This is a genomic window from Microcystis aeruginosa NIES-4325 (assembly GCF_008974145.1).
GTDB classification, from domain to species: Bacteria; Cyanobacteriota; Cyanobacteriia; order Cyanobacteriales; family Microcystaceae; genus Microcystis; species Microcystis aeruginosa_G.
Map to the genome: position 1 here is coordinate 154,855 of NZ_BJKP01000001.1, position 20,238 is coordinate 175,092.

The following is a 20,238-nucleotide window of genomic DNA, read 5'->3' on the forward strand; positions in this document are numbered from 1 at the left end:
ACCCATTGATTTTTCTGAATGTAACCATGTTGATCGTAATATTTATTAATAGACAAGAATTCTCTCTATTGGCTAAAATGGTAGTCATATATTCTGAAACTGGCTCTCAAAGGGTCAAAACTGTCAATGACTGAAGGCATTCTAAATTACTTTGAAGTGATTAAAATTCTTCCTCATGCTCATCTGATGGCTATGCTTTATCTTCCTATGGCTACCGTTGCAAAAATCTCTGGAGAGTTGGGTTAATAATATGGTTAAAATTATCAGTCGTCAATCCTTGGGAAGAAAACCCGTTTACGATATTGGTGTGGAGAAAGATCATAATTTTTTGCTGGGCAACGGGTTAATTGCCTCCAATTGTTTTAATAAATCTCACTCTACCGCTTATGCTTACGTCACCTATCAAACCGCTTATTTAAAAGCTAATTATCCTGTGGAATATATGACAGCGTTACTAACTGCTAGTAGCGATAATCAGGATAAGGTGGAAAAGTATCGAGAAAACTGTCAGAAAATGAATATCGATGTCGAACCCCCCGACATCAATCGATCGCAAAAACATTTTACCCCGATTGGACGCAAAATTCTCTTTGGTTTGTCCGCAGTTAGAAATCTGGGCGAAAATGCGATCGAGGCTATTTTAAAAGCGCGGGAAGCAGCGGGAGGACAGTTTACTTCTTTAGGGGATTTTTGCGAGCGTGTTGATTTACGAGTGGTCAACAAAAGAGCTTTAGAAACGCTAATTTATTGCGGTTCTTTTGATAAAATTCAACCTAATCGCCATCAATTAATTGAAGATTTAGAATTAGTAGTTGCTTGGGCGCAAAAACGCACCAAAGAGAAAGAAAGTGGTCAAATGAATATTTTTGATATGCTAGGAGGTAGCACAGAAAATAAACAAGAGTCCGAGTTTGAACAGTCTCCCAGTGCAACCGCAGTAGCGGATTTTTCCCTACAGGAAAAGTTAAAACTGGAAAAAGAACATTTGGGTTTTTATGTTTCCGAACATCCTTTAAAAGCTTTACAAAGAGCGGCTCAAGTCCTATCTCCTATCAATTTATCTGACTTAGAAGAACACAAAACCAGAAAAAAAGTCAGTGCGATTGTACTATTAAATGCTGTTAAGAAAATTATGACCAAAAAAGGTACTCCTATGGCCTTTTTAACCCTAGAAGATGCGTCAGGACAGTCGGAAGCGGTGGTTTTTTCCGATACCTACGAACATCTGCAAAAGTTATTAGTCGAGGAAGCAACTTTAATGGTGTGGGGAAAGGTTGATCGCCGAGATGAGCGGGTACAATTAATTATCGAAGATGCGGAACCGATCGAAACTGTTAAAATGGTGATGGTTAATTTATCGCTGCAAGATGTTGTCAACCAAAATCGTCAAAATCTTCTTAAAAGTATTCTGCAATCGGGAGACAAACAAAAGGCAAAAGTTCCCGTTATTGCCACCATCGGTGCGGGAACTCAGCGTCAATTTGTGCGTTTAGGACAAAACTATTGGGTAGAGGATGACAATTCAGTGGTAGAGTCTCTGAAAGTTGCCGGTTTTCTCGCTAATTCTGCACCTCTGATTAATCATTAAATGCTAACTAGCAATCACCGAAGGTCTATGATTGCGCCAATATTGTTCCTGTCAAACCTTCTCGATTTCCTGTTTCGATAATAATTCTCTCTCGACTCACAAATCAAGATAAATATGGATTTTGATCAACTCTTTGACACTATTGCCACTCTTGTCCTCCATCATTCTCCTAGTGGAATGGAAACGGAAATTGATCGCTTTTTACTAGAACGCTTTCAAGAGTTAGGATTAGAAACATGGCAAGATCAAGCAGGAAATGTCATCGGAAAGATTAAAGGACGGGATTCGACTAAAAAAATTGCTATTACTGGTCATAAAGACGAAATTGGTGCTATTATCAAGGCAATTAATCCCGATGGCACTCTGCAAATTCGCCGACTCGGGGGTGCTTTTCCTTGGATTTACGGAGAGGGAGTGGTGGATATTATCGGTGATCAAGAAACCAGATCGGGGATTCTCTCCTTTGGTTCCCGTCATATTTCCCATGAATCCCCGCAAAAAGTGCAGCAGGAAAACACTCCCGTCACCTGGGAATCCGCATGGATAGAGACAAAATTGACTCCAGAAGAATTAGACGCTTGCGGGGTGCGCGTCGGTAGTCGAGTCGTGGTGGGAAAACACCGAAAACAACCCTTTCGACTAAAAGACTACATTGCCAGTTATACCCTCGATAATAAAGCTTCTGTGGCGATTCTTTTAGAATTAGCGGCCAGAATAATTAACCCCGCAGTGGATATATATCTGGTTGCCTCAGCTAAGGAGGAGGTAGGAGCCTTAGGGGCCTTATTTTTCACGGCAAATAACCGCTTAGATGCTTTAATTGCCCTAGAAATCTGTCCCCTCGCTCCTGAATATCCGATTCAGGATGGCAGCAGTCCTGTGTTATTGTCTCAGGATGGTTACGGTATCTATGATGAGCAATTAAATCAAGAATTACGAATTGCGGCCGAAAAGGCGGGAATAACCCTGCAATTAGCCATTATTAGTGGTTTTGGTAGCGATGCCTCCATTGCCATGAAATTCGGTCATATAGCTAAGGCCGCTTGCTTAGGTTTTCCCACCCAAAACACCCACGGTTATGAAATTGCCCATTTAGGAGCCATAGCCAACTGCATTAGCATATTAGAAGCTTATTGTCAACTAATTTAGCCATTTTTAGCAAAAAACCAGAGCATCAATAGAACAACGGTGATCGCCAGTCCGCTAAAAACAGTATTTTTGTGCTGCTCTAACTGCATGGGTGGGGGGGATTCTTCTTTCTTCTGTTTATTTGTTCCCTTTTTAAATTGCGCTGTACTATCGGGAAGTTTCTCCAAATCGGGAATCTTCGTCATCCACTCATCCGGGCGTTTGAGACGGGGAGCTTCGATAATATAAAGTAAACGCTTGGCCTGTTCGCGAATTTGATAGATAGGATGGGTAATAAGTTGCTTACAGATTTCACTAGCTTTCTCCCCCTCTCCTAACCCCTGATGGGCAGAAATTAACCAAATTTGAATCTCACCCCCTTCCCGGGATCCTAGAGAAATTAAGGCTAAAGCCGCATTTAATTGCTGGATACTAAGACGATATTGTCCACGCTCAAAAGCACTGATGCCAGCTTGATAAAGGTGTTGAAAAGAAGGATTTTCGGCCACGGGGTCAAGATTGAGATCAATAAAATTTTCAATAAGTATAGCAAGAGCTAAGAAGCAAAAGGAAACTTTGATCAGTATCAGATCGGTTCTTCGTTACTTGCTATGGTTCGATCGGGGGCATAAATAGACTAAATCCTTATCTGGCAAGAGACTTAATTGATTATAGCGGTTCTCACGTCTGTGTGGCACACTTAAACCTCTGATAATTAAGCTTTTCAGGATTGATAATGTACCTCTTGCGAACAGGAAACGCTATAGTTCGTTCTAGAGGGAAAACAATTGACAAAAATCGTCAAATGTCTTTCTCTATAAAGGTTTCATCTCTTATAACCCCGTCTACTGCCTAACACAAACCGAAGAACCTCACTGTTTACTTTTTACTTTTTACTGATCACTGAAAAGCCCCCAACCTCCGCCATTGAGAAGAAGAATCTCGTCTAAAATTTGGTACACTTTCTGCTAAACCTATTCAAGCTACACGATATGAAGGAGAGGAACTTCCTATTACTGACTATATTAGCGATCGCCACTATACTAATTAGTCTAGTTTTAGGAATGGTATTTGACGAAAAAGTGGCCTTGTTAGGGATTTTTGCAGTTCCCGCCCTGGTCGCTTCTTTTATCTATCCCCGTCTGGGATTATTAGCCCTGATCATCTATCTTCCCCTAAATAGTACCTTCGCTTTGGCCGTGGCGAGAGTTTTTCAGCTAAAGGGCAACCTAATTGACGCAGATACATCCTATGCTCTCTACAAAATCGCCAAAGATGCCTTTTATTACGGTGTTTTAGCGGCAATTTTAATTAAAACCAAAACTTTTAAGCAATTATACCCCCAAATCAAACCTTTTATCATCGCAGCTTTGATTTTACTTGCCAGCAGCTTGATAACTTTTCTTTTTGTCAATCTGCCCCAAGGAGAAATTGCCGTGGGAATTGTGGGATTAAAAACCCTCCTCAGTTATATTCCCCTAGTTCTCTGTGGCTACTATCTAATCGAGCAACAAAGGGATTTGTTCGCGGTTAATCGGCTTTTAATCGTGATGATCTTAATCTGTTGCGTTTTAGCTCTAATTCAATACTTCTTACTCCTACAAGGTATCTGTCCCGATAGTGAATCCCTCAATCAACTGGAAGTTATTGCCCCGAAATCAGACGCCCAATCTTATCCGAATATTAGCAAAAAAGCCAGCCTGAGAGCTCAATGTTTTGTCGGGGGTTCAGTATTGTATAATCCCGATCGAGGCTTAATTCGTCTCCCCGGCACACTTTCTGATCCTTGGCAATGGGCTTGGTTTTTAGTATCTAGTAGCGCCATCAGTTACGCAGCCAGTTTTAGTGATCCGCAAAAAAGATGGCGCATCGCTGGTTGGGTAGCAATGGTTTTAGTCTTCCTGGCGACTCTGGCTTCTGGACAAAGAGTACCTTTTTTGCTAGTGCCTTTGTTTTACTTGGTTCTTTTTATTGCTAATAGCAAAGAGAAACGAAAGTTACCATTAAAATTGGGAATCTTGGGGCTGATTTCCCTGCTTGCGGTGATGTTAATTCCCTTTATTTGGGAAAGATGGCTAAATTTTATCGATCGCTGGCTATATTCGTCTCCCATTGACTTTGTAGTTGATCAAATGCAGTGGATATTCAAATATGTAGAGCTTTTTGGTTTTGGTTTAGGCAGAGCCACCAGTGGCGCTCGTCATGTAGCGGGAGAAGAAGGGATAAGACTAATTGAAACCTACTACGCTAAACTCCTCTACGAAGGCGGTATCGTCGGTTTTATCGCTTTTATGGTACTGGTGACAATTCTCTGTATTCTCACCTTTAAAGCCTATTTAAAAGTAAAAAATCCTGCTTTAAAGCATTGGGGTCTCTGTATCTGGATTTTCCTACTTTTTATTAGCTATAATCCCTACTATTATCCTCTCTCCGTCGAGCCTGTTTCTGTTTACTATTGGTTATTCGCCGGACTATTGCTAAAACTGCCAGAAATAAGCGACAAATTGGAAGATGAGGAGAGATTTCTCAAAAAAAGTGAAGTGGAGAATGAAGAGGATTTTTATCGATAATTACATTATCTCTCGACTGATAGGAGTTAACCGCAATGACAGCTGATCAAGGTGGAAGGAACCCAAAGCAACCAAATTTGGACATTAATAACTCTTTTGAGTGGTTCCTTGATTGCTGTGGGATTCCGTGCTTTTTTGATGAACAACAATCCCTACGCGATCGCTGTAGAGTAACAAGACTTTCTTACTTTCCCCACAGGCGACCTTTTTCCGTTAGATTATAAATGGATACAAAACTTAACATTTTATCCAGAATCTACCGAGAGGGCAGATCGTGCGGCCAGATACCCTAGAAAATAACCAGAATTCAGCCGATAATTCGCTAGTTCCCGAAGTTATCGCATTTAATCCCGAAATTGAGCCAGAGAAACCCGAATACTCGTCAAAACCGACAAAAACCAACTCTTGGCTATCGGGAGGAAAGGGTTTATTTATCGGTGTGGGATTGGGGGTTTTATTGACTCTAGGGGCGACTCGTTTCGCTAATCGACCCCAAACAGCCCAAAACCCCAATACTCAGCCCGTAGCGGCAAAAAATGAGGCACCAGCACAAACAGTAACCACCACTAGGGTAGAATCTACTCCCGTGGCCCGCACACTGAAAGCGACTGGAAGCGTGGCAGCCGATGAATTAATCCCGATTCTTTCCCAAGCGACGGGACTACAAATCAAAGAAATCTTTGTCGATGAGGGCGATATCGTTAGTCAAGGTCAAATTCTCGCTCGTCTCGATGATACCGTCCTACAAGCGCAATTAACCCAAGCACAGGCAAATGTCGCCCAATCCCGGGCGCGTTTGGCAGAATTGCAAGCGGGTAGCCGTAAAGAGGAGATCGCTAGAGCTAAACAAGCTATTCAACGCATAAAAGCCGAAATTAGTCAAGCTCAATCGGATTGGGATTTGGCTAAAAAACGCGTCCAGAGAAACCAAAGTTTAGAAGCGGAAGGAGCGATCGCCCGGGATCGTCTCGATGAAGTCCTCAATGAAGAAAGAAACAAAGCGGCGATCGTACAACAGACCCAATCTCGTTTAGGAGAAGCAGAGCAGCAACTAGCGCAATTGCAAGCAGGCAACCGTCCCGAAGTGATCGCCCAAGCTACAGCCCAATTAACGGAAGCTCAAAGCCGTTTAGCCATTGTTAAAGCTCAATTAAACGAGACACGCCTGATTTCTCCGGTTAGTGGCAAAATTGCCGAAAGAAATGGCCGCATCGGGGACACCACCAACGGTCAAAATGCTCTCTTTAAAATCATCGAAAATGGGCGTTTAGAGCTAAGATTGCGGGTTCCTGAGAATCAATTGCCCTTAATCCGCGTTGGAGCGCCTGTTACTATCACTTCCGATGCTAATAGCAGTTTAAAATTATCGGGACAGGTGCGCGAAATTAATCCCATCGTCGATGAGGCATCCCGTCAAGCAACGGTTAAAGTCGATTTAACCGACAATACAGGGTTAAAACCGGGGATGTTTTTACGAGGTGCGATCGTGACGAATACTAGCAATAGTTTAACCGTCCCCATGACCGCGGTTTTACCCCAAAAAGATAATCAAGCTCTAGTTTATTTAGTGGAACCTGATAACACCGTTACCGCCAAAACTGTGCAATTAGGTCAAATTATGCCGAATAATCGCGTGGAAATTCTTACGGGTTTACAAGCAGGCGATCGCATTGTGGTCAAAGGGGCAGCCTATCTCGGTGATGGCGACAAAATTACAGCAATCAGCGATCAGTAATCAGTGATCAGTGATCAGTGATCAGTGATCAGTGATCAGTAAACAGTAATCAGTGATCGGTAGCGGGGCAAACGGATGGAGAGTAAAGTTTATGATAAAGCTTATAAATTTGCCATTAGGATTGTTAAAGGCTATAAATATTTGTGTGAGAATAAACAAGAATATGTTTTGTCAAAACAGCTATTAAGGAGTGGCACTTCAATCGGGGCTAACATTGCCGAGGCTAATGGAGCTATTTCTCAAGCTGATTTTCGAGCTAAAATGTCAATAGCTTATAAGGAATGTCTAGAAACAAAGTATTGGCTGTCTCTATTGAAAGACACGAATTACATAGAGGAAAGAGCCTTTCAAAGTATCAATGATGATGCGGAGGAAATTGGTAAAATGCTTTGGGCTATTCTAAAAACCTGCCAAGAAAATACCAAAAACCAAAAACCAAAAACTGATAACTGATAACCGGTAACTGAAAACTCACATCTGGTAACTGATAACTTACCCACTGATAACTGATAACTGATAACTGATAACTGAAATTATGGCTTTTAATATTTCTAATTGGTCTATCAAAAATCCCATTCCGACGATCCTGATCTCCCTGGTTATGGCCCTAATGGGATACATTGCCTTTCTAGGATTGGGGATTGATCGCTCTCCTAATATTGACATTCCGGCCGTGATTATCACCGTTAATCAACCCGGCGCAGGTCCTGAGGAATTGGAAACCCAAGTCACCAAAAAAGTCGAGGATGCGGTGGCTGCTTTGGGTAATATCGATCAAATTACTTCTACCGTTAACGAAGGCAGCAGCACCACCACCGTTAACTTTATCCTTGGCACTAACAGCGATCGCGCTACCAATGATGTGCGTAATGCCATAGCGCAAATTCGGCAGGATTTACCCCAAGATACTAATGATCCAATTGTCCAACGTTTAGAATTTGCCGGGGGTGCAGTGATGAACTATACCATCTCCTCCCCGAAAAGATCGATCCCCGAATTAAGTGATCTAGTCGATCGTCAAATTGGCCGCGCTTTAACGGGAGTACCAGGGGTAGCGCGAGTCGATCGCGTTGGGGGAGTCGATCGAGAAGTGCGTGTAGATTTAGATCCCGGCCGTCTGATCGCCTACGGGATCACGGCCACGGCAGTTAATGACCAAATTCGCAGTTTTAATATTAATTTACCCGGAGGGCGATCGGAAATCGCCGGCAGTGAACAAACTGTCCGCACCCTCGGCAGCGCTGAAACCATCGAAGATTTAAGAAATTATCAAATCTCTTTACCTAACGGTGATACCGTCCCCTTAAGCAATTTAGGGACAGTTAGCGATAGTTCCAGTGATCCTCGACAAATGGCCATCTTAGATGGGCAGCCAGTGGTGGGTTTTTCGATTTTACGGGGGACTGGCAGCACCTTGGTGACGGTAGAAACAGCAGTTCGTCAAGAAATCGAGAATTTAAAGAAAAAACTGCCCGAAGATATTAAATTTCAATTAATTTTTACCCGTGCCGACTCAATTCGTGCTAGTTACGAAAGCCTTCTCAGCGATCTCCTGATTGGTTGTATGATGACGGTGATCACGGTGGGTCTATTTTTAGGTAATTGGCGCGCCACGATTATCACGGGTTTGGCCCTGCCTTTGTCGATTTTCCCAACTTTCTGGGTGATGCAGTCCCTAAATTATACCCTTAACGGCATGACCCTGCTGGCCTTAGCTTTAGCTTTGGGTAATCTGGTGGATGATGCGGTGTGTATGGTGGAGGACATCGATCAACATTTAGCTATGGGTAAAAAACCCCTGCAAGCGGCCTTTGATGCCTCAAAAGAGATTGGATTAGCCGTTTTAGCCAGTGCGGCGGCAATTATGGCCGTATTCCTGCCGGTTGCTTTTATGGGCGGTGTGCCGGGGCAATTCTTTCAACCTTTCGGCGTTACGGTGGCGGTTTCTACCCTTTTTTCCAGTTTGATCGCTGTCACCGTCACTCCGATGTTAAGTGCCTATATTCTACAGCCGAAAAAGCTCAAAACCGGTGATAATCATCCCTCCTCGCGCCCCCGTTTTCGTCCCTACAAAAGTTTGTTAACTTGGGCTTTACGTCATCGAATCCTGACTTTATTGGCGGCTTTGGTCTTTTTTATCGGTAGTTTACAGTTAGTTCCTTTGATTCCAAAAGGGTTATTTAGTTCTGGGGATACCGGATTAAGTACCATCAGCCTAGAATTGCCTCCCGGCGCGACTTTGAATGATACCGTTGCCGTGGCTAATCAGGTGAATAGTTTACTGCAAAAAAATACCGCCGTCGCTAATGTTTTGGCTATTCCGGGAGATTCGGGGCGGGTAAATACGGGGTTAATATATGTTAATTTAGTTCCTAAGGAACAGCGATCGCTAACTCAACGGCAATTTGAGGAACAAACCCGTCGGGACTTCCAGAAGATACCGGGGGCTAGAGTGACTTTTCGGGCGCAGGGAGGAGCAGGAAGCAGTAAAGATGTAGCTATTGTCCTAAAAAGTGAAAATGGCGATATTTTAACCCAAACTGCCCAAAAATTAGAGCGAGAAATGCGGGCTTTACCCGGTTTTGTCGAGGTAAGTTCCGGGGTAAGTTTAGTTAAACCGGAGATTATTATTCAACCGGATCCCGTCCGGGCTGCTGATCAGGGAGTCTCGGTCAGAGCGATCGCCCGTACTGCATCTTTAGCTTTAATCGGCGATAATGAGTTTAATTTGGCTAAATTTAACCTGGCTGACCGACAAATTCCCATCCGGGTAAAAATTGCCAACGATGGACGCAGTGAGATAGAAACTCTGCAAAATTTGCGCGTTCCTAGCAGTAATGGGACGTTAGTACCGCTTAACTCGGTGGCGACAATTAGCTTAGGTAGTGGACCTGCGGAAATTCAACGCTTTAACCGTCAACGTCAGGTTAATATTGGAGCTAATTTAGAGGGAGTTTCTTTGGGAAGTGCGGTGACACAAATTCGCGCTTTACCAATCATGAAAAACTTACCCCCAGAGGTGACAGAAGAACCCTTTGGTGATGCTCGCATTATGCGCGATATCTTTGCTCGTTTTTTGGGGGCGTTAAGTTTAGCAATTATTTCTATCTATGGGATTCTGGTCTTGTTGTACAACAATTTTCTCTATCCCCTAGCGATTTTAACTTCCCTTCCTTTATCGATTGGTGGCACTTTAATCGCTCTTTTAATTACCCAAAAAGAGTTAGGTTTATACGCTTTAATTGGCATAGTTTTACTGATGGGATTAGTCACTAAAAATGCGATTTTATTAGTAGATTTTGCCTTGAGTGGTCTTCAGGAAGGGAAACCACAATTTAAGGCGGTGATTGATTCGGGAGTCTCTCGTTTACGACCAATTATTATGACCTCCGTTTCCACAATTGCCGGGATGTTACCGATTGCTTTAGCTTTAGGTGCAGATGGGGAAATTCGCGCACCGATGGCAATTGCTGTTATTGGTGGTTTTACCACTTCCACCCTATTAACTTTGGTGGTTGTGCCGGTAATCTTTACTTATATCGATAGTTTTTACTATTGGTTCCGGGGATTATTTGTTAAACAAAAACCCAAGTCGATTTAGTAGTAGAATATCTTGCTGAAAGCTTGAGAAAAAACCCAGAGAAACTAACCCATGAATCCCTTGACAGTCACAGATAAAACTCTATCTCTTCCCCCCATGGGCTGCGGTACTTGGGCCTGGGGAAATCGTCTTCTCTGGGGTTACGATGAGAGTATGGATAGCCAGTTACAAGCGGTTTTTAATCTCTGCGTCAATCGGGGTGTCACCCTATTTGATACGGGAGACTCCTACGGCACAGGCAAACTCAACGGACAAAGTGAGAAGCTATTAGGACGCTTTACGGGGGAATATAGCGGTTATAACGCTGATCATATCCGTATTGCCACCAAACTCGCCCCTTATCCTTGGCGTTTAACCCGTCATGCCATGGTGAAAGCTTGTCAAGCTTCGGCAACCAGATTAGGCCGCCGGGTGGATTTAGTGCAAATGCACTGGTCAACCGGCAATTATGCGCCATGGCAGGAGGGAGGATTATTAGACGGATTGGGGGATTGTCTGGAAAAGGGGTTAGTTAAAGGAGTCGGTTTATCCAATTTTGGACCGAAAAGATTGGAGTCTGCCTATCAAAAGTTTGCCAGTCGCGGCATTCCTATTACCAGTTTACAGGTACAGTATTCTCTCCTTTCTACCTATCCTCTCACTGACTTGGGATTAAAGGAACTATGTGATCAATTGGGTATTAAAATTATTGCCTATAGTCCCTTAGCTTTGGGGTTATTAACGGGGAAATATCGAGATAATAAAAACTTACCATCAGGATTACGGCGCTTCCTTTTTGGTCAATTAATTCCCGCTATTTCGCCTCTGATAAGTTGCCTAGAAGTTATCGCCCAAGCTAAAAATAAAACCGTTAGCCAAGTTGCCTTAAATTGGTGTATCTGTAAGGGAACAATTCCTATCCCCGGAGCTAAAAATATTCGGCAAGCTGAGGATAATTTAGGGGCTTTAGGATGGAGTTTAGACAGTGGGGAAATAGCAGAATTAGATAAAATTGCCGCAGGTTTGGATAAAAAAATGGTACAAAATATCTTTCAAACTAAGTAGGGTTGGCTGAAAAAGCTTGTTGGTGGGGTGTGGAGCGAACCACAAAGACACAAAGGACGCAAAGATTGATCGCTGATAAGTTAAACTTATCAGACAAAGAATAAGAGAGCCAATTTTCCCCCGATTACTCGAAGAACTGGCAATTTTTGAGGTCAAAAAAGCCTAAAGATATTGTCCAACAAGGTTTCTAGATTTATTCAGCAAACCCTAATTATTATCTTGAGAGACCAATTTTAAGCTAGGACGGGGTTGGATTGTTCCCCCGTAAGCGACAGCAGTATGAGGAGATAAAACAAGATGAGGAGATATGCCTAAAGAAATTCGATAGATTTCCTCAGCTTTATCGATTAATTGCTGTTTAACAGGCTCTTTCGGCAAATTTTGCCGCCAAGCTAGGGGAATCCCCTCGATACCGTTGTACAATCCCGCCCAAATTCCCGCTAAAGTGCTGGTTAATTGTCGTTCATAGGGACTAGAATTAGCGCGACGCACGCTAACGGCGAAATCCTCGCTCGTTTGCAGAAAAGTATAAAGAGAAACTGCAATCGCAATTCCCAAAGGTGAGATTTCTGGCGCCCAAGCCGATAAAATGAACTCGAAGGGATGATTCTGCCCTAAAGCTGACTGAATCTGCTCTAATAGCTTATTCTTGGGGTTAATAGTTAGTAATTGCCCCATTAACTGATTTAAAGGCCTTTTTCCCTTTAATAACAGACCTACTGCCTCTCCCCAAATTATCGCTTCTTGTCGGGTTAACTGGGAAATTAAGCCCTTTTTCAGCCAAAAATTTAATCTAGCTTGCCAACGTTCCCCATGGTCAGGCCAGGTTAAAATCTCCGGCAACAGCACAAATAATAACGCCGATTCCGACTGCTGCCTAGCTGCGATCGCAATTGTAATATCCTCCTGAGATTGCAGAGCTTGTAAAAGCAGGGTCGTCCTTGGTGTAGCATCATAGTTAAAGGCTGGTATTAGGGGTTGATTATGCAAGCATTCCCCAATATATGCCCCGATTAACCCTCCCTGAAGGCGCTCAAGGGGTGAAAAGACCTTTTGCATAAATTCGCTCAATTTGCCCGGTAGGTGACTTCCTCGACTTTGCCCGGTTGCCCCAGTTGTTTAGCATTGGCATTATTAACAGCAACGTAAACCCCGCCGGCATTACCCGCCCTCACGGTTAATTCTCGGTTTGCTTGCCAAGTGCGATGGCTTCCCTGGGGCAGTACACCCTCAAATTCTGTCTTCCCATCCACCACCACCCGCAGCCAGCAGTCATCCTCCAGTTTTACCTCCACCACCAGCTGCTGATTATTGCTGGTTTTGTTGGCTACCGGTTGAAGGGGATTGCTTTTCGGTTGGACAATTTGCTGTTGTGGCAAGGAAGGCGGCGGCAAGCGATTGGATTGCAGTACCGATTTTTGCAGGACGTGGGATAGGGTTTGTACGGAACCAATAACTAAGATTAAATAGAGAAAATAGAGATGAATCGGGCGAATTTGAAGACTCGGCAGCGATAAAGACGGTTTTGTTCCCCTAAAAAAGTTATTGACCTTGGTGGGAAAACGCCGGCTAATCGTCTCACCATCCAGGGACAGACTATCGGCAAATTGTTTGATTAACCAACGAATATAAATCGGTTCGGGCAATGCCTCCAAATCTCCCGCTTCCAGTGCTTCTAGGCGATGGCGCGGGATTAGGGTTTTCTGGGCAATTTCCTCGAGAGAAAGGGACTGTTCTAGGCGATTTTTTTGCAAATAAACGCCGATTTCCAGTAATTTGGTGCGCTGTCTATGCTGGGGATCGAGTTGTGATTGGAGAAGGCGAAACATATCGCTATTAGGGGCTGACTTTCAGCTTAGTTAATCTGGTTCTTTAAATATTTCAGTTCATCAAGGGTTAAAAAACGGTAATCACCCAAGGGTAAGGGGGAATTATTACCAGAGTTTAGTTGAATAGGACCGATGGCACTGCGATGAAGTTTCAGGACGTGATAACCTAATTCTTCAGCTACACAGCGAATCTGCCGATTTCTTCCCTCCACTAAAATAACTTCTAATAGGGTTTTTTGGTCGGTTTGCTTGAGAATCTCAACCTGTGCGGGTAAGGTTTTTTTTCCCCCTAAGAAGATACCTTCTCGCCAACGCTGGAGAGCAAGTCTATCAATGGCACCATCTAGCCAAACCCGATAGGTTTTGGGCAAGTGATAACGGGGATGGGTGAGGGTGAGGGTGAGTTGACCGTCGTTGGTGAGGAGTAAAGCCCCAGTGGTGTTAATGTCCAACCTTCCTACGGGATGTAACCCCGTCTTGCTGGCGAGGGAGTCGGGCAAAAGGTCAATCACCGTCGGCCGGTTTTGTGGATCCTTACAGGTAGAAACCACACCAATGGGTTTGTTGATTAGTATATACAATCTTTGGGGACGATTGCCCGGTTCAATTTTTTTTCCGTCTATCTCTAGGTGATCTTTTTCGGGGTCGGCTTTTTCTCCTAACTGCACGATTTTGCCATTCCGTCTCACCCGGCCGGCTACGATCATCTCCTCCGCCCTTCTTCGGGAGGCAATCCCCCACTGGGCAAGGATTTTCTGGACTCTCTCCGCCATTTTTTTTTAGTTTTTAACCCTTTCTATCTCCTATTATAGGCATCCTAAAAGGGTTTTTTCGCCCAAATAGTGAAGAAAAACCGAATATCTCCGGCTGCCTCTTGGATTTTTTTCTTTGAAAACTTCTCAAAAAAAAGAGGAGTAATCCCTTGACTTGGGCGGCGGCTTCGGTTATACTTTTCTTATAATGGGAATTTGTGCGTTTTTAATTAGACTCCAATAGTCCATTATATATAAAGTCTTATAAAAATATTATTGCAAAAAGCCCTGAAAAAAGCAAGCAAAATTTTGCCGACAATTGTTAAAAAAGTCGGGCTAGTTTTCCTTACGGGGGGATATGACTTTAAACGGGTTATTTCTCGGTTATCCAAGCGGTTGAGAGAAGAAAGAGATCGGCAATTGATGGAAGAAATTGTGATAGAGAAAATCATGACTAATACATTTATCTGTGTTGATTTTAGTTTTATAAATTCTTGTAGGGTGCGTGTTTGCGGCGATAATCTCTGACAAAAAAACAAATTAATAATCTGCCGTAACGCAACAACTTAATTATTCAATTGGTGCGTTACACTTTTGCGCTTCGCACCCTACGAATTAGCTTGTAGGGTGAGTGTTTGCGGTTACTAATTCTGATGAAAAACTAAAATTAATAATCCGCCGTAACGACCAAATTTATCATCAAATTGGTGCGTTACGTTGTCAAATATCATCTTCAGTTAATCCTGAATCTTTGAGAATACCTTTTAATGTTCCTATTGGTAAATCTCGATTTCCATGGGTTGGTATAACAATAATTGCAGAAACATTTTCTTTGGTATAGATATAATGACTTCCTTTAATTATTGCCAATTTCCAGCCAAATCTTTCAACGACTTTACATAATTTTTTACCTGAGATTGACTTCATACAGAAATCTCCACTAATTGCTGATTCTCTTTTCGATCAAGTAATTTTTTTTCATGAGAAACTTCTAACCAGCCTTCTATTGCCTCTTTAACCATGACCATCAAATCATCATAATTGTCTGCCCAAGTATGACAACCAGACAAAGCTGGTACAGTTGCACACCAAACATCATCTTCTTGCCAGACAACCACTTTGATATTCATAATAAATATTTTTTATTGACTGAGATTTATTTTAATAATAACATAAACTTGTTTTTTTGTGTAAGCCTGATCTTGTAGGGTGGGTGTTTGGGGCGATAATCTCTAACAAAAAAACAAATTAATAATCCGCACCCCACGCACCAACTTAATTATTAAATGGGTGCGTTACGCTTTAGCTAACGCACCTACGATTTATGTTTATGTTTGTGGCTAAATTGACAAAAGTTGCTCAAAATATAGCCTTAGCAAAATAAATCGGCCTATTCCTAGGTAAGCTGAGTTGAGGATAAGCCGAAACCCTAATTTTACCCTAGCTGGTTAGCTCTATTCTTTCGTGGAAGTCATTACCAAATCTCCTTAGTCCGAACTAACTTAGCTGACAATTAATTCTTTGTACCAATTCCATCACACAAACCCCTATCCTCCTTCCTAACATCAGAATTAGGATTGTGCAAATAAGCGCTTACCCAATCGCAACTCCGCCCCATTAAAGCATCTAAATCCCAGCCATTGTTTCCATTCCAGAGTTTTATTGTTCCAAGATTATCAACAGAAGCTAGGGTTTTGCCATCGGGACTAAAGTGAATACTATTGAAAATAGTACTCTTAGTATCATTATTGAAACTATCTTCATAATCCACAAGAGTTCGGAATTTTATTTTTTTGTCTAAACTCCAAAGTTCAATTTCCTTTTTTTTCTGACGAATAACTGCAAGAGTCTTACCATCTGGGTTGAAAACCAAACCACCAAAGTGATTGTCATCGCCATTTTCATTATTCTCTGTAAGGGCAAGAATTTGTTTACCATTTTTAACATTCCAGATTTTGATAATTCCATAATCATTACCAGTTGCTAATTTATTACCATCGGCACTAAAACTAACATAGTGGATATTAGGATCATGTTCGGTAAAGGTACGGATTTCTTTTCCTGTTTCTATATTCCAGAGTTTAATAGTGCCGTCATAGCCATTAACAGAAGCTAATATTTTGCTATCTGGACTAAAACTCATAAAAAGGAGATTCTTGCTTCCATCCTTACTTGATTGTGAGGAGTTAACTACTGGAATTATATAAGTTTTTCCCCTGTTCTCTAAACTCCAGAGTTTGATTGTTCCGTCTCCAGGAATAGAAGCAAATGTCTTGAGATCAGGAGTAAAATCTATATAAGGAAGTGATTCCGAATAGGAGGAACGAGAGAAATTAGCTGGCTGCTTGAAACAGCGAATGGGTTTCTTCATCCTTAAATCCCAGAGTTTGATAGTGCCGTCACCACTAAGAGAAGCCAATGTCTTACCATCTGAACCAAAACCAAAATCTCCATAACCAATATTTAATATTTGAATTGTATGCCCTGTTTTTATATTCCAGAGTTTGATAATGCCGCCACCAATATTATAAGTCAATGTCTTACTGTCTGGACTAAAGCTAAAATTTGAAGATGTGTAATCTGTGAGAGTGCGGATTTCTTCCTCTTTCTCTACATCCCAAAGTTTGACAATGCTGTCAGCACTACCAGAAGCCAATGTCTTACTGTCTGGACTAAAACTAACACTTTTGACTGCCCAATCGTGACCTTTTAGAGTGAGGATTTTTTCTCCTGTCTTTACATCCCAGAGTTTGATACTGCCGTCATCACTACCAGAAGCCAATGTCTTACCGTCTGGACTAAAACTAACACTTTGGACTAAACTATTATCACCTTTTAGTGTGCGGATTTTTTCCCCTGTCTTTACATCCCAGAGTTTGATAGTGCCGTCATCACTACCAGAAGCCAATGTCTTACCGTCTGGACTAAAACTAACACTTTGGGCTAAACTATTATCACCTTTTAGGGTGCGGATTTTTTCTCCTGTCTCTACATCCCAGAGTTTGATTGTTTTGTCACCACTACCAGCAGCCAATATTTTACCGTCTAGACTAAAACTAACACTTTGGACTGAACTATCGTCACCTTTCAGGGGGCGGATTTCTTTTCCTGTCTCTACATTCCAGAGTTTGATAGTCGTGCCATCACTGCTAGAAGCCAATGTCTTGCTGTCAGGGCTGAAACTGATATCCTTATCATGCCCCATGCGGGTATCGACATACCCATCCCGCCCCATGTCGGTGGGGATTTCCTCGCCTGTCTCTACATTCCAGAGTTGGATAACTCTACCAGCAGAAACTAAAGTTTTGCTGTCTGGACTAAAACGTACACTATCAATTCCATCACTGGCAAAGTTATCAAGATTGAGAGTGTGGATTTCTTCTCCAGTTTCTACATTCCAAAGTTTGATAGTGCCGTCAGAACTACTAGAAGCCAAAGTCTTACCATCTGGACTAAAACTTACGCTGGAGATTAGGTCACCATACCCCTTAAAGCTATTATATTCTCTTACTGTTACAAGAGCTTTCTGTAAAGCCTCCATTACTTCGGCATTAATTGTACGTTGTTTTTGCAAAATTTTTCCTGCTTTGATCGCTTGTACAAAAGCTTCTAATCCTTTATTTTCATTCAATAGAGATAAAGAAAGCCTAGCAATAGATTCAGCCTGATTGTATTTCGCTTGTTGTGTTTGTTTCCAAGCCATCCAACCCAATCCCGTACTAATTACCACCGCCACCAAGGAACCCGCCGCAATCCCCCAAGCGGTTCTAATTTCCCGCCGCCTGCGGGCTGCTTCGGCTTGTTTTATCCGTTCTCGCTCTTGGAGACTCTGCCTGATAAAATCCTGTTCACTTTGGCTGATATCTTCTGGGCGTTTCTTCAATTGTTCTTCCGCCTCCGCCAACGCCGCCCCGCGCAACCATGAGCCTTCATCCCCCTGCGTCTTTTGCCATTGCCCCATCGCCCCCCGCAAACGCTCTTGCCAAGCGCGAAAAACCCTGTCTGTATCCATCCAGCCCCGCAATTCCCCCCAATTGCGAATCAGTGCTTCATGCACCACTTCCACCGTCTCCACCTGTGCCTCTTCACTGCGACTGGTGACAACTAAACGCGCATCCGCCAATTGTTTCACCAGCGCCCAATTTACCGCCCCCAATTCCGCTTTTGTCGCCAGCCGCCGCGTATCTTCTGTGCCTTCTCCTGGGCGCACCAATTGGATGAAAATGCGCCGCATCTGTTCCCGTTGCGCCTCACTCAGCTTGTCATATTCTTCATTGGCATGGCGGGCCAAAGCACCCTGCACTTGGCCAATTTCTGTATATGCCAGATGGGTTAATTCTTTGCCCTGTCGCCGCTGCCACAATTCCGTCAAAGCAAACTCTAGTAATGGCAAATTCCCCGGCTCACTCTCCACATCATCGAGGATGCGCTCCACCAGTCCCGCTTCAAATGTCACCCCCAATTTTTGCGCCGGTTTTTCAATAACTTCTGTGAGTTCTTCTCGGTTCATCGGCCCCAATTTCAAGTCAGTATTTTGTAAGACATCGGCAAAGGGACGATAGGAAAGAGCATTCCCCAAGAAATCGGCCCGCATAGTTAATACCAACACCACTCCTACCCTTTCAAAGGGGAATGTAGTTAATTTATCGAGAAAATTACGGCGGATTGTTTCATCAGGACAGAGGGTATAAAGTTCCTCAAATTGGTCGGCAATTAGCAGTACCCGTTCACTGGGATAATTGTGTTTGATTTGGGCAAAAACATCAGCTAAAGGAATGTCGCCATCACGCAAATAATTTGCTAACTGACGCGCTTGGGCGAGGCGGTCTGTCTCATTTAAATTAGTTGTATAAAGGGGAACTAATGCCAAAGCTAGGGCATGAAAAGGGTCAGAACCGGGACGAAAATGGGTAAACTGCCAGTGACCTTCTTGTTGCAATTTGGGGACTAATCCCGCAAAAACTACCGAGGATTTACCACTTCCCGACGCACCTAATAGGGGGATAAAATTACGGGTTTGGGTTGCCTGAAATAGGGTTTTAATAAAGCTTTTGCGCCCAAAAAAGTATTCTGCATCTCCTGGCCCAAAATGAAACAAGCCACGATAGGGACAGGGCAGTTTATCATCGGCAACATCGGCAGAATCAGCAGGGGCTATTCTTGCTTCTTCTCGATAATAGTAATTGGTAATCGTGATGGTTGCATTGCCAGTCCCAGAGGTAGCAGCATATTGAGCTTCTGTAATATTTTGTTGAATTTCGCTTGGTTCTGACATATCAACCATCCTGATTAATTAAAATACAGTCTCAGTCATCCTTAGATGTGCCATGCTCGGTGATGCTGCTAATACTAGCATTACCCGTGCCAGAGGCAGCAGCATATTTAACATTACTGATATTTTGGGTGATAATTTGTTGTCCACCGGGTTGTTCTTGGAGCTTGTCTAGTAAATCTTGGGCTAATTTAGTGATTTCATTATCTTTATCAACCCCCGCTTCGACAATTTTATCTTTTAACAAACCTTCAGCTTTCTTGATATCCTCTGGTTTTGCCTCTACCATGGCTTGTGCTAAAGCATCATTAGTAAACTTACGCTTAATCAAGGTTTTCAAACCTTGATATGTATCTTTAACGCCTTTTTCCGCCGTATCTTTAGCCGCAGCAACCGCACCGGCAGTCAAGGCGGTGACAATCAGAGAAACTGGTTCCATTGTTTGATACTCCCAATACAATATTGCTGATTCAATCTTAGATCAAATCAGTTTTTAATAGTAAGCTAAACCGCAATCAGCTAGAGAACTGGAATTTCACGGCCAAGCCACTAAGCCTTAAAAGTATTGCTAAGTAGGTAGGCGTTAAAAATTATCAGATACCCCCCTTATTAAGGGGGGACTAAGGGGGGATCGGCACCCCCCTTATCAAGGGGGGCAGGGGGGATCGAACCTAAAATCGATTTTTAATTTAATTATAACCAGCTACTTATACAAAAAT

16 protein-coding genes are annotated in these 20,238 nt (G+C 42.8%); 8 read left to right on the forward strand and 8 right to left on the reverse strand.

Going from position 1 to position 20,238, the window contains the following annotated elements; all coding sequences use genetic code 11:
• Window positions 1-250: 250 nt before the first annotated feature.
• Complete coding sequence (locus MiAbW_RS00705; protein ID WP_151694493.1) at window positions 251-1,588, forward strand: helix-hairpin-helix domain-containing protein; 1,338 nt, start codon at window positions 251-253, stop codon at window positions 1,586-1,588.
• Between the two features lie 114 nt (window positions 1,589-1,702).
• The gene (locus MiAbW_RS00710; RefSeq protein ID WP_151694494.1) at window positions 1,703-2,737 is read left to right on the forward strand and encodes a M42 family metallopeptidase; all 1,035 of its coding nucleotides are present in this window, start codon (window positions 1,703-1,705) and stop codon (window positions 2,735-2,737) included.
• On the opposite strand, the gene MiAbW_RS00715 is transcribed toward MiAbW_RS00710, so the two are convergent.
• A complete protein-coding gene (locus MiAbW_RS00715) occupies window positions 2,734-3,225 on the reverse strand; it encodes a hypothetical protein (protein WP_151694495.1) in 492 nt (163 codons plus the stop codon). The genes MiAbW_RS00710 and MiAbW_RS00715 overlap by 4 nt on opposite strands.
• A gap of 483 nt (window positions 3,226-3,708) precedes the next feature.
• Here MiAbW_RS00715 and MiAbW_RS00720 point away from each other — a divergent pair, with 483 nt between their 5' ends.
• The 6 genes from MiAbW_RS00720 (at window position 3,709) to MiAbW_RS00740 (ending at window position 11,666) form a co-directional block, all read left to right on the forward strand.
• Window positions 3,709-5,286, forward strand: a complete 1,578-nt coding sequence (locus MiAbW_RS00720) for a hypothetical protein (RefSeq protein WP_151694496.1) — start codon at window positions 3,709-3,711, stop codon at window positions 5,284-5,286.
• A 51-nt stretch (window positions 5,287-5,337) separates the two neighbouring features.
• Window positions 5,338-5,460: a hypothetical protein gene (locus MiAbW_RS20375; protein ID WP_274596514.1), complete on the forward strand. Its 123-nt coding sequence runs from the start codon at window positions 5,338-5,340 to the stop codon at window positions 5,458-5,460.
• Window positions 5,461-5,560: 100 nt separating this feature from the next.
• Window positions 5,561-7,021, forward strand: coding sequence for an efflux RND transporter periplasmic adaptor subunit (locus tag MiAbW_RS00725; protein ID WP_151694497.1), 1,461 nt, complete (start codon window positions 5,561-5,563; stop codon window positions 7,019-7,021).
• Between the two features lie 75 nt (window positions 7,022-7,096).
• Entirely contained in the window at window positions 7,097-7,474 is a 378-nt protein-coding gene (locus MiAbW_RS00730) for a four helix bundle protein (protein WP_151694498.1), read from the forward strand.
• 82 nt (window positions 7,475-7,556) lie between these two features.
• Window positions 7,557-10,622: an efflux RND transporter permease subunit gene (locus MiAbW_RS00735; RefSeq protein WP_151694499.1), complete on the forward strand. Its 3,066-nt coding sequence runs from the start codon at window positions 7,557-7,559 to the stop codon at window positions 10,620-10,622.
• 51 nt (window positions 10,623-10,673) lie between these two features.
• Window positions 10,674-11,666, forward strand: a complete 993-nt coding sequence (locus MiAbW_RS00740) for an aldo/keto reductase (protein WP_151694500.1) — start codon at window positions 10,674-10,676, stop codon at window positions 11,664-11,666.
• A 207-nt stretch (window positions 11,667-11,873) separates the two neighbouring features.
• Here the strand turns inward: MiAbW_RS00740 and MiAbW_RS00745 are convergent, their stop codons facing one another.
• The 7 genes from MiAbW_RS00745 to MiAbW_RS00780 all read right to left on the reverse strand — a co-directional run bounded on the left by MiAbW_RS00745 (window position 11,874) and on the right by MiAbW_RS00780 (window position 19,958).
• Entirely contained in the window at window positions 11,874-12,725 is an 852-nt protein-coding gene (locus MiAbW_RS00745; protein WP_151694501.1) for a hypothetical protein, read from the reverse strand.
• Between the two features lie 8 nt (window positions 12,726-12,733).
• Window positions 12,734-13,495, reverse strand: coding sequence for a helix-turn-helix domain-containing protein (locus tag MiAbW_RS00750; RefSeq protein WP_151694502.1), 762 nt, complete (start codon window positions 13,493-13,495; stop codon window positions 12,734-12,736).
• A gap of 26 nt (window positions 13,496-13,521) precedes the next feature.
• The gene (locus tag MiAbW_RS00755; protein ID WP_151694503.1) at window positions 13,522-14,268 is read right to left on the reverse strand and encodes a pseudouridine synthase; all 747 of its coding nucleotides are present in this window, start codon (window positions 14,266-14,268) and stop codon (window positions 13,522-13,524) included.
• A gap of 699 nt (window positions 14,269-14,967) precedes the next feature.
• Window positions 14,968-15,174 (reverse strand): type II toxin-antitoxin system HicA family toxin, encoded by a 207-nt coding sequence (locus MiAbW_RS00765; protein ID WP_151694504.1) that lies wholly within the window; start codon window positions 15,172-15,174, stop codon window positions 14,968-14,970.
• Entirely contained in the window at window positions 15,171-15,377 is a 207-nt protein-coding gene (locus MiAbW_RS00770) for a type II toxin-antitoxin system HicB family antitoxin (protein ID WP_151694505.1), read from the reverse strand. The genes MiAbW_RS00765 and MiAbW_RS00770 overlap by 4 nt, the downstream gene beginning before the upstream one ends.
• Window positions 15,378-15,760: 383 nt before the next feature.
• The gene (locus tag MiAbW_RS00775) at window positions 15,761-19,522 is read right to left on the reverse strand and encodes an nSTAND1 domain-containing NTPase (RefSeq protein WP_151694506.1); all 3,762 of its coding nucleotides are present in this window, start codon (window positions 19,520-19,522) and stop codon (window positions 15,761-15,763) included.
• Between the two features lie 31 nt (window positions 19,523-19,553).
• A complete protein-coding gene (locus MiAbW_RS00780; RefSeq protein WP_151694507.1) occupies window positions 19,554-19,958 on the reverse strand; it encodes a hypothetical protein in 405 nt (134 codons plus the stop codon).
• Window positions 19,959-20,238 lie beyond the last annotated feature (280 nt).

What these genes read in the sequence shown, in the direction of transcription:
- MiAbW_RS00730 (WP_151694498.1), top strand. Translation starts at nt 7,097, where the DNA reads ATGGAGAGTAAAGTTTATGATAAAGCTTATAAATTTGCCATTAGGATT.
- MiAbW_RS00710 (WP_151694494.1), top strand. Translation starts at nt 1,703, where the DNA reads ATGGATTTTGATCAACTCTTTGACACTATTGCCACTCTTGTCCTCCAT.
- MiAbW_RS00720 (WP_151694496.1), top strand. Translation starts at nt 3,709, where the DNA reads ATGAAGGAGAGGAACTTCCTATTACTGACTATATTAGCGATCGCCACT.
- MiAbW_RS00765 (WP_151694504.1), bottom strand. Translation starts at nt 15,174, where the DNA reads ATGAAGTCAATCTCAGGTAAAAAATTATGTAAAGTCGTTGAAAGATTT.
- MiAbW_RS00740 (WP_151694500.1), top strand. Translation starts at nt 10,674, where the DNA reads ATGAATCCCTTGACAGTCACAGATAAAACTCTATCTCTTCCCCCCATG.
- MiAbW_RS00770 (WP_151694505.1), bottom strand. Translation starts at nt 15,377, where the DNA reads ATGAATATCAAAGTGGTTGTCTGGCAAGAAGATGATGTTTGGTGTGCA.
- MiAbW_RS00745 (WP_151694501.1), bottom strand. Translation starts at nt 12,725, where the DNA reads ATGCAAAAGGTCTTTTCACCCCTTGAGCGCCTTCAGGGAGGGTTAATC.
- MiAbW_RS00755 (WP_151694503.1), bottom strand. Translation starts at nt 14,268, where the DNA reads ATGGCGGAGAGAGTCCAGAAAATCCTTGCCCAGTGGGGGATTGCCTCC.
- MiAbW_RS00735 (WP_151694499.1), top strand. Translation starts at nt 7,557, where the DNA reads ATGGCTTTTAATATTTCTAATTGGTCTATCAAAAATCCCATTCCGACG.
- MiAbW_RS00705 (WP_151694493.1), top strand. Translation starts at nt 251, where the DNA reads ATGGTTAAAATTATCAGTCGTCAATCCTTGGGAAGAAAACCCGTTTAC.
- MiAbW_RS00750 (WP_151694502.1), bottom strand. Translation starts at nt 13,495, where the DNA reads ATGTTTCGCCTTCTCCAATCACAACTCGATCCCCAGCATAGACAGCGC.
- MiAbW_RS00775 (WP_151694506.1), bottom strand. Translation starts at nt 19,522, where the DNA reads ATGTCAGAACCAAGCGAAATTCAACAAAATATTACAGAAGCTCAATAT.
- MiAbW_RS00780 (WP_151694507.1), bottom strand. Translation starts at nt 19,958, where the DNA reads ATGGAACCAGTTTCTCTGATTGTCACCGCCTTGACTGCCGGTGCGGTT.